Source organism: Brevibacterium picturae (genome assembly GCF_030453725.1).
GTDB lineage: Bacteria > Actinomycetota > Actinomycetes > Actinomycetales > Brevibacteriaceae > Brevibacterium > Brevibacterium sandarakinum_A.
This window is the reverse complement of sequence record NZ_JAKDJU010000125.1, coordinates 1-8,992: the sequence shown is the minus strand read 5'-3', so window position 1 is coordinate 8,992 and position 8,992 is coordinate 1. Positions and strand designations below refer to the sequence as shown.

Genomic DNA, 8,992 nt, shown 5'->3' with positions numbered 1-8,992 from the left:
TTCGAATGGCGAGTCACGGAGGGGCTGGGGACGGGGGTCAGGTGGGGACCTGAGTACAGCCTAGGAAACTCGTGAACGTGAGCGCATTGGGGTTTTCCCCAATGTCGGCATAGCGTGGGGCCATGAGTACTGCTGGGCCGAGCGCGACGAGTACTCGGCGCACCGTCATTGCTGTGTTCCTCGCCGGAGTCTCGGTCTTCCTCGTCCTCTATGAGACGCAGGGACTCCTGCCCGCGATCCGCGGAGCCTATGGCATCGACGCCCCCACCGCGAGCCTGACCGTCTCCGCCACGAATGTGGCCATGGCCGTCTTCCTCATCCCGTTCTCCCTGCTCGCACCGCGCATCGGCCACGCCAGGCAGATAGCCGGAGGTGTGGTCCTGGCCGCGCTCCTCGCTCTCATCCTGCCCTTCATGCCGAGTCCCGAACTGCTCATCGCCGTGAGGTTCCTCCAGGGTGTGGCGATCGCTGCGGTGCCGGCCACCGCGATGGCCTATCTGTCGCTGCGGCTGCCGGCGGCGGCACTGCCCGGTGCGATCGGCGTCTACATCGCCGGCAACACGATCGGCGGGCTCTCCTCCCGGCTCCTCACCGGTCTGGCCGCGGAGGTCCTCGGCTGGCACGGCGGCCTGGCCTTCACCGCAGCAGTCTCCCTGGCCTTCGGACTCATCGTCGTTTGGCTGCTCCGCCATGATCTGTTCACCACCTCACGAGCACTCGCCGCACGCGATGGCGTGGCCACTGCCCGGGACGCTTCGACCACCGGACAGGGAGACTCGGCGACAGCGGACACCGCACAGCCACCTCGGCGAGCGATCATTCCGCTGGGCTCGGGGCTGTGGCGGATCTACCTCACCGGCTTCCTCTGCATGATCGTCTTCGGGGGATCCTTCACGATGCTCGGCACCCGACTGCAGCACGATCCCTGGCACCTGAGCGAAGGTGCGGTCGCGCTGTTCTTCCTCATCTACCTCGTCGGCACCGTCGTCACCACGTACTACGGGCGCCTGGCGACGAAGTACTCGCGCACCTGGCTGACGCTGCTCGGGATGGTCACGGCGCTCGCCGGCGCCGGACTCACCCTCGTCGACTCCCTGACCGTGGTCATCATCGGCATGTCCCTGCTCACCGCCGGGTTCTTCCTCGGCCACACGGGCGCGTCCGCGGCCGCCAGCGCCTCACGGCCGGGAGTCGACTCCACTCGCTCGGCGGCCATCTACCTCACCGTCTACTACCTGGGCACCAGCCTGGGCGCCTGGCTGTCGGCGGTCCTGTTCACCGACTACGCGTGGCCGGGCGTCGTCGTCATGTGCATGACCGCTCTGTTCGCCGTTCTCATCTTGACCCTGACCGGAGCTTCGATAGGGTTCAGGAAACGCAACTGATCAATTGTTCAGCTCAAGGACCGGAGGACATCATGCCCCAGGCGACACATTCGAACGTCACCTATGCGATCGACCGAGGCGTCGCCCATGTGGAGATCGACCGCGCCGAGAAGCTCAATTCCCTCACGCGAGAGGTGTTCGAAGACCTCGTCGAGGTCGGCCTCGCCCTCAAGGAATCGACCGAGGTCAGGGCCGTCGTCCTCTCCGGCCGCGGGCGGGCCTTCAGCGCCGGCCTGGATTTCACCGAAATGGCCCGGCTTGCCGACGAGGGGACAGCGACCACCGCCGAGGCGGATGCCGAGACCCCGACCACCGCCGAGGTGGGTGCGGGGTCATCGTCAGCGACCGGCAGCGCCGACGACGTCGGTGAGCGTCTGGGGTCCGCTCGGGCTCTGGCGCAGAAGGCCGTGCATGTGTGGTCACTGATCGAGGTGCCCGTCATCGCCGGTATCAGAGGACCGGCCCTCGGCGGCGGGATGCAGATCGCGCTGGGCGCTGACATCCGCATCGCAGGCCTGGATGCTCGGCTCTCGCTGATGGAGATCAAATGGGGAATCATCCCGGACATGTGCGGGACTCAGCTCCTGCCCCGCCTGGTCGGGCCCGGAACGGCGAAGAAGCTCATCGCCACAGGTGAGGCCATCGGAGCCGATGAGGCTCTGCGGAGCGGTCTCGTCGAAGAGGTGGCCGATGACCCGGTGGAGCGAGCGCTCGAACTGGCGGCCGATATCGCCGGGAAATCACGCTCGGCACTCGTCTGGGCGAAGAAACTCGTCGACCTCTCCTACGAGGCCGATCTGGCCACGGGCCTCGATGCCGAACAGGAGGCGTTGGCCTCACTCATCGGCACGGACGAGCAGCGCCAGGTCGTGGCAGAGCGTTTGGCTCGCATGGCCCAGAAGTCGAAGGGCTGACGCCAAGCGATCCGACCGTGGCCGGTGGGGACTCAGCCGTGTTTGCCGGGGAACTCCGGGCGGACCGGGTCGATGGTCCGGTCGAATCCGACCACCTCGGCGACGGTCTTGAACGCGGCGAGTTCACGCAGCAGGACCAAGGTCGGGCGCATGAGCTTGAGCCGCTCCTCGGTTTCAGCGGTGAGGATCTCACCCACCGACATCCACTCGCTCGTATGAGCCTCCGTGGTCTGGTGATGCGCAGACTCCAGGTCGCCGGCTGAGAGCACATAGAAGTAGGTGTCGAAGCGCTTCGGCCGCCCCGCCGGGGTCACCCAATTCGCCCACGGTTTCAGGCCGGCCGGGTCGAGCACTGCCCCGGTTTCCTCTTCGACCTCACGCACGGCGGTGGCCAGCAGGACGCGCCACCCATCGGCCGCCTCGGCGATGGTGGAGTCCTTCCACGCTGCCTGGTGGGTCTGCGGGTCGGGGACATTGATGGATGCCGCGGTCTGCTCATCGATGGGGTCGACGCGACCGCCGGGGAAGACGACGACGCCGGCGGCGAAGTCCATCGTCGAGACTCGGTGCTGGACGAAGACTTCGAGTCCGCTGCTGCCGTCGCGGATCATGAGCACGCTGACGGCGGGCCTGATCGGCACGGCGCTCGGTTCGGGCACATCCGGGCCGCGGCTGGAGGAGTCGGCGAGGTCCGAACGGTCGGATCCCTCGGGGGAGATATCTCGAATCACTGTCAGCACCTTCGCTTCTCGGTCTGGTCGTCACCTCCCAGTATGCCCCGCAGCGGCGGGCCAGGCAGAAGCGGGGTGGGCCGCAGCGGCAGGAATCGGAGGATTCACGCGGCAGGATACGATGGGCAGCAGAGAGGAACGACGGCGAATTCCTCAAGCCGTCTTGAGTGCTGCGTCATGAGAGTCGGCGAGCGGCACCGGGCACCGACAGCCCGCAGACCGGTAGGGCGCGGAAATGAGAGGATTGGAGATCTACCCCTTCTTCACGATCGACCAGGCGTGGCCCAACTGGCTGATATTCACACTCCTGGCAGTCGACATGATCATCCGCATCGTCGCGCTGGGTTGGATTCCGCACAACCGCAGACCGTCGGTCGCGCTCGGGTGGCTGCTCGCGATCTTCCTTATCCCCTATGTCGGGATTCTTGCGTTCCTGCTGCTCGGATCCGCGAAGCTGCCGAAGCGTCGTCGGAGCAAGCAGATGCTCGTCAACGACATCTTCCGTGATCAGACCGATGACCAGGCGATCATCGGCGATTCCGCCCACATGCCCGAACCGCTGAACACGGCAGCGCAGCTGAACTACGATCTGGGCGCACTGCCGATGACACACGGCAATGCCTTCGAACTCCACACCGACAATCACGCCTGCATGGAGGCGATGGCCGATCGGATCGACGCGGCCACGAGCTTCGTCCACTTCGAGTTCTACATCGTCGCGATCGATGACACGACGAGGCGGCTCTTCGAATCGCTGCTGGCCGCGCACGAGCGTGGGGTGGAGGTGCGGATCCTCATCGACCACCTGGGCTCATTGGGGTATCCGGGGTACTCGGAGCTGGTCAAGAGGCTCGATTCTTCGGGTGTGGCCTGGCGACGGGCCCTGCCGATCCGGCCCTGGAAGGGCGAGTATCAGCGACCCGACCTGCGCAACCACCGGAAGATCCTCGTCGTCGACGCCGAGGTCGCCTTCACCGGCTCGCAGAACATCATCGACCGGTCGTACAACAAGCGGCGCAACCGGCGGAAGGGCTTCCAGTGGATGGATCTGTCGTTGAGATGCACCGGGCCGGTCGTCGACGAACTCGATGCGGTGTTCGTCACGGACTGGTATTCGGAGACGGGTGAGCTCTTCGACGAACCCTCACAGGGAGAGCTGCGGGCACCGCAGAACGGCGGCATCCAGGCGCAGGTGGTTCCGTCGGGGCCCGGGTTCGAAGACGAGAACAACCTGCGTCTGTTCAACCATCTCATCTACAACGCGAACCGCAGCGTCGTCGTCTGCTCACCGTACTTCGTGCCCGACGAATCACTGATGCACGCGCTCACGACCGAGGCCCGGTCCGGAGTCGACGTGCGCCTGTATGTGGGAGCGACGAGCGACCATTGGGTCACCCAGCGGGCACAGCAGTCCTATTACGCCGATCTCGTGCGAGCCGGAGTCCGGATCTTCCTCTATCACGCCCCGACCGTGCTGCATTCGAAGTTCCTCATGATCGACGACGAGGTCTCGATCATCGGATCCTCGAACATGGATGAGCGGTCGTTCGCGATGAACATGGAGGTCACCATGTTCATCGTCGACAAGGAGTTCACCACGCGGATGTACGAGCTCGAAGCGCAGAGGTATGCGCCGAACTCGGTCGAGCTCGACGCCGACGAGTGGAGCGACCGGCCGCTGCTGCACAAGTATGTGGAGAACGTCGCCAGGCTCACGAGCTCACTGCTCTAGAGAGCTCGACGGCGCGCGGGATTCGGCCGGCAACGACAACGCTCCCGCACACTGGAGCAGCGTGCGGGAGCGTTGTCGGCTGTTGCCTGAGACTGCAGGTCAGGTGTCCTCGGAGAGGCCGGCAGGGCCCTCGTCGTCGAGGTCGCGTTCGGGATCGGCGATGACATCGTCCTTGACCGGCGGGGTTCCTGCGGGCCTGCTGCCCGCTGCACCCGTGCCTGCTCCAGCGCCGGCTGCGCCGTTTCCGGTTGCGGCGTTGACCTTGTCGGCTGCCGTCTGGACGGCATCGGCGACGGCCGGGGACTTGTCGCGGATCGACTGGTTGGCCTTCTCAACGGTGTCCTGCACTCGCGGGTCGGTCCAGAGATCCTGTGCCTGGGCCTTGAGCTTTTCGTAGCTCTGACGTCCGGTGCGTGATCCGAGTACGTAACCGACTCCCAGACCAGCCAGGAGAATCAATCGCTTCTTCATCTTCCTGCTCTCCTTCTCAGCGTGCCGTGACTGCATGCGACACTGTCGAGTGCGACGACCGACGATGGTCGACGGTCGTGCGCATCGGCGCTGTGCCCTGGTTCACCACCTTATACTGCCGATGGTTCCACAGTGAAAGGATATCGTCTCAGGTTTGTGGAAAAGGTACAGTGCTTCTGCGTTCAGCTGACCGTGGGCTGCTGCTGGGTGATGCAGTGGATTCCACCGCCGCGGGCATAGAGTTCGCGGGCGTCGACGCCGACGACCGTGCGCCCCGGGTAGACCTTCTCCAGGACCGCGACGGCCTCGGCGTCCATCGGATCGTCGAAGGTGCAGGCGATGACCCCGTCATTGGTGACGAGGTGGTTGACGTAGGAATAGTCGACCCAGTCCTCGTCATCGCGCAGCACCTCGGGGGCGGGGATCGCCACGATCTCGAAGTGCTGACCGTCCGCGGTGGTCTCAGCGGTGAAGCGGGTCTTGAGCTGCTGAGAGAATTCGAAGTCAGGGTGTTCGGGATTGCGCTGATCGTGGATGAGGACGACGCCGGGGCTGGGCATGGCCGCGACGATGTCGACGTGGCCGCGCGTGCCGAAGGTCTGATTGTCGCGGTAGAGGCCGTGGTCGAGCCAGATGACCTTCTTCGCCCCGATGGTGCGGGCGAATTCGGCTTCCACATCGGCTTCGGTCAGATCGGTGTTGCGGCCCGGATCCAACTGCACACTGCGTGTGGCCAGCACGGTGCCCCGTCCGTCGACGTGGAAGCCGCCGCCCTCGTTGCGCAGCTGGGAGTCCAGGATCGGGACGCCTGCCTGGTTCGCGACAAAGCGGCCGATGTGCTGATCGTGATCCCATCTCGCCCATTCCTGGGCACCCCAGCCGTTGAAGACCCAGTCCACCGCATGCAGTTTTCGGTTGTCGTCGACGACGAAGCTCGGACCGATGTCACGCATCCACGCGTCGTCGAGTTCGGCGTTGACGACGGTGATCGGATGCTTGATCCCCTCGCCGAGGTGGCGGCGGGCGCTGTCTGTCTGCGACGGTGAGACGACGACGGTCACCGGCGTGAACTCGCTGGTGGCACGTGCCACGGCGGCCCAGGTGCGGCGGGCCGCCTCTGCCTCAGCTTCGGTGTCGCCCAAGGCGTATCCGGAGGATGGGAACGCCATCCAGATGCGGTCATGGGCGGCAGTTTCCGCGGGCATGTGAAACGTCATCGTTCATCCCTTCGAGTCAGAGGAAGCGTTGGCTTGTCCTTGAGTCTAGCGAGGATCGACTGACGGAGGGCAACGGATTCCGCACCTGCCCGGCGGCGAGATGCCTCATTGAGAAGTGAGCTCTCGGTCTCCGTATAGTCTGGCGTGAATGACAGGAAGCCCGGATATCCGGGTTCGTACTCGCCATGGGAGGCAGCACGTGGAACAGCAGGATCTGCAGGAACTCTTCTCTCGGTCGGGCACCGGTCCGTTGGCGGGTGTGGTCGTCGCCGATTTCTCCCGTGTCCTGGCCGGTCCCTACGCGACGATGATGCTGGCCGATCTCGGTGCCACGGTGATCAAGGTCGAGGGCAGGACCGGTGACGATACACGGCACTGGGCGCCGCCTCGGCGAGGCGATGATGCGACGTACTTCCTCACGGCGAACCGGAACAAGCACTCCGTGGTCCTCGACTTCAAAGACGATGAGGACCTGGGCCTGGCGCAGGAGCTGGCCAGGCGGTCCGACGTTCTGGTGGAGAACTTCAAGGCCGGTGGGCTGACGAAGTACGGGCTCGACTACGACACCGTCAAGGCCGAGAACCCGGGCATCATCTACGCCTCGGTGACCGGATTCGGCCGCGACAACCCGCAGCCCGGCTACGACCTGCTCATCCAGGGGCTGTCCGGCTTCATGAGCGTCACCGGATCGCAGGAGTCGGGCCCGGTGAAGGCAGGAGTGGCGGTCGTCGACGTGTTCACCGGCCTGCACACCACGGTCGGAATCCTCGCCGCACTGGCCCACCGCAAGGACACCGGCGAAGGACAGCTGGTGGAGACGAACCTGCTGTCCTCGGCACTGTCGGGGCTGGCGAACCAGACCTCGGCGTATGTGGCCGGCGGCGTCGTCCCGCAGGCCATGGGCAACGCCCACCCGAGCCTGTACCCCTACCAGCCGATGCCCACGGCCGAGGGGCAGATCATCATCGCCGTCGGCAACGACAACCAGTTCCGGTCGCTGGCCGCAGTGCTGGGCCACCCCGAGTGGGCCGAGGATGAACGCTTCGCGAACTTCTCCGACCGCAACGAGAACCGGGCCGAACTCGAACCCGAACTCATCGCGGCATTGAGTCAGAAGACGAACCAGGAATGGTTCGACATCCTGTCCGCGGCCGGTCTGCCGTGTGCCCCGATCAACACGATCGCCCAGGGCCTCGACCTGGCGACATCGCTGGGTCTCGCGCCCGTCGCCGAGGCGGGGGCCGGGGATCGTGTGATCCCGACGGTGGCCAATCCGATCCGTCTGTCCGAGACTCCGGCCAGCTACGATCTCGCGCCGCCGAAGTTGGGAGACAGCACCGAGGCGGTCAAGGACTGGCTGCGCAGCCGACTGTGAGGCGGAATCCGCATGGTGGCGCGGTTGGTCACTTCGCAGTCACGTCCGCGTCATGCCCGGGTCAGGCACCGAGGCATGCGGGTCTGGCTCCCGCAGAAGATCTGATGGACTTCTGCACACAGACTCTGGCAGGGTGGGTTCGCGAAAGACTGCGGTTGCTCGGGCTGAAACTCCGGAATCACTGACGTACCCTAGAGTCTGTATGAAAGCACCCTAGTCACTGGGGAAATCCTGAGCAGTCCACTTCTGGTCAAGGCGGATTTCGCAAAGTGGCGCACCAGATTCCAGGACTGAGATGGACACAGACAAGACTGAGACGAAGGCCGCCGGTCGGCCCGCCGTCAAACGCGTGCTGATGGTTGTTGCCATGCTGCTGACGGCGTTTCACCTGTTCGCAAGCTTTTTGTGGATCGCACCGTCATCGACGATGCGGCAGGTGATGCCGGGGAACCTTCTCTCCGAGTACATGATTCCGCTGTGGGGTCAGTCGTGGAGCGTGTTCGCTCCCGAACCGATCAACGGCGACTACTACTTCGACGTTCGTGCGGTCGTGAAGACTGCCGACGGCGGAGAGAAGGTCACCGAGTGGGTTCGTGCAACCGATGTCGAACTCGACCATTCGACCTACAGGCTCTTCCCACCCCGGTCGGCCGGCCTGGGCGTCGGGGTCGCCTCAGACATCAAGGGGTCGTGGGAGGATCTGCCCAACGATCAGAAGGCGATCGTCAAACTCGACTACTTCAAGGGCGATGACTCCGTCGACCGGCTCACGTCGAAGCTGGAAGAGTACGACGATCCCGACGGGACCGTCGACGAGTACCTGGAAAGCGAGCACTTGGCCACGGCCTATGCCACGCAGGTGGCCCAAGCGATCTGGGGTGAGGACGTCCAGCGCGTTCAGTACCAGGCCGCCCGCCAGAACGTCGTGCCGTTCGCGCAGCGCAACGACGACAATGCCGAACGACCGAACATCCAACCCGTACCGGTCGGGTGGCGCGCACTGGTGACCGAACCGCACCAGTCCCAGGAGGAATTCGCGAAGTACTTCTGTGCCTCCGATGAAGTGAGGTGCGCCGATGAGCAGTGACAAGAACACCCGAGTCAAGGGCGCCGAGAACAGCACCCACGGCTCGAAGTCCGCGCAGAACGCGGGGGCTGCGCAGAACG

8 protein-coding genes are annotated in these 8,992 nt (G+C 64.9%); 5 read left to right on the top strand and 3 right to left on the bottom strand.

Annotation, left to right across the window (positions count from 1 at the left end):
• Positions 1 to 122 precede the first annotated feature (122 nt).
• Positions 123 to 1,385: an MFS transporter gene (locus L0G76_RS11730; protein ID WP_304357388.1), complete on the top strand. Its 1,263-nt coding sequence runs from the start codon at positions 123 to 125 to the stop codon at positions 1,383 to 1,385.
• A gap of 32 nt (positions 1,386 to 1,417) precedes the next feature.
• A complete protein-coding gene (locus L0G76_RS11725) occupies positions 1,418 to 2,299 on the top strand; it encodes an enoyl-CoA hydratase-related protein (protein ID WP_304357387.1) in 882 nt (293 codons plus the stop codon).
• A gap of 32 nt (positions 2,300 to 2,331) precedes the next feature.
• On the opposite strand, the gene L0G76_RS11720 is transcribed toward L0G76_RS11725, so the two are convergent.
• Positions 2,332 to 3,030, bottom strand: coding sequence for an NUDIX hydrolase (locus L0G76_RS11720; protein ID WP_304357386.1), 699 nt, complete (start codon positions 3,028 to 3,030; stop codon positions 2,332 to 2,334).
• Between the two features lie 235 nt (positions 3,031 to 3,265).
• Here L0G76_RS11720 and cls point away from each other — a divergent pair, with 235 nt between their 5' ends.
• Positions 3,266 to 4,762, top strand: a complete 1,497-nt coding sequence (gene cls, locus L0G76_RS11715) for a cardiolipin synthase (RefSeq protein WP_304357385.1) — start codon at positions 3,266 to 3,268, stop codon at positions 4,760 to 4,762.
• Between the two features lie 99 nt (positions 4,763 to 4,861).
• Here the strand turns inward: cls and L0G76_RS11710 are convergent, their stop codons facing one another.
• Positions 4,862 to 5,233: a YtxH domain-containing protein gene (locus tag L0G76_RS11710; protein ID WP_304357384.1), complete on the bottom strand. Its 372-nt coding sequence runs from the start codon at positions 5,231 to 5,233 to the stop codon at positions 4,862 to 4,864.
• Between the two features lie 182 nt (positions 5,234 to 5,415).
• Complete coding sequence (locus L0G76_RS11705; RefSeq protein ID WP_304357383.1) at positions 5,416 to 6,438, bottom strand: agmatine deiminase family protein; 1,023 nt, start codon at positions 6,436 to 6,438, stop codon at positions 5,416 to 5,418.
• 211 nt (positions 6,439 to 6,649) lie between these two features.
• Here L0G76_RS11705 and L0G76_RS11700 point away from each other — a divergent pair, with 211 nt between their 5' ends.
• Together L0G76_RS11700 and L0G76_RS11695 are read left to right on the top strand one after the other, a co-directional pair.
• Positions 6,650 to 7,825, top strand: a complete 1,176-nt coding sequence (locus tag L0G76_RS11700; RefSeq protein WP_304357382.1) for a CaiB/BaiF CoA transferase family protein — start codon at positions 6,650 to 6,652, stop codon at positions 7,823 to 7,825.
• A 295-nt stretch (positions 7,826 to 8,120) separates the two neighbouring features.
• Positions 8,121 to 8,912, top strand: coding sequence for a DUF5819 family protein (locus L0G76_RS11695; RefSeq protein ID WP_304357381.1), 792 nt, complete (start codon positions 8,121 to 8,123; stop codon positions 8,910 to 8,912).
• Positions 8,913 to 8,992: the final 80 nt, after the last annotated feature.

What these genes read in the sequence shown, in the direction of transcription:
- L0G76_RS11695 (WP_304357381.1), top strand. Translation starts at nt 8,121, where the DNA reads ATGGACACAGACAAGACTGAGACGAAGGCCGCCGGTCGGCCCGCCGTC.
- L0G76_RS11710 (WP_304357384.1), bottom strand. Translation starts at nt 5,233, where the DNA reads ATGAAGAAGCGATTGATTCTCCTGGCTGGTCTGGGAGTCGGTTACGTA.
- L0G76_RS11725 (WP_304357387.1), top strand. Translation starts at nt 1,418, where the DNA reads ATGCCCCAGGCGACACATTCGAACGTCACCTATGCGATCGACCGAGGC.
- L0G76_RS11705 (WP_304357383.1), bottom strand. Translation starts at nt 6,438, where the DNA reads ATGCCCGCGGAAACTGCCGCCCATGACCGCATCTGGATGGCGTTCCCA.
- L0G76_RS11730 (WP_304357388.1), top strand. Translation starts at nt 123, where the DNA reads ATGAGTACTGCTGGGCCGAGCGCGACGAGTACTCGGCGCACCGTCATT.
- cls (WP_304357385.1), top strand. Translation starts at nt 3,266, where the DNA reads ATGAGAGGATTGGAGATCTACCCCTTCTTCACGATCGACCAGGCGTGG.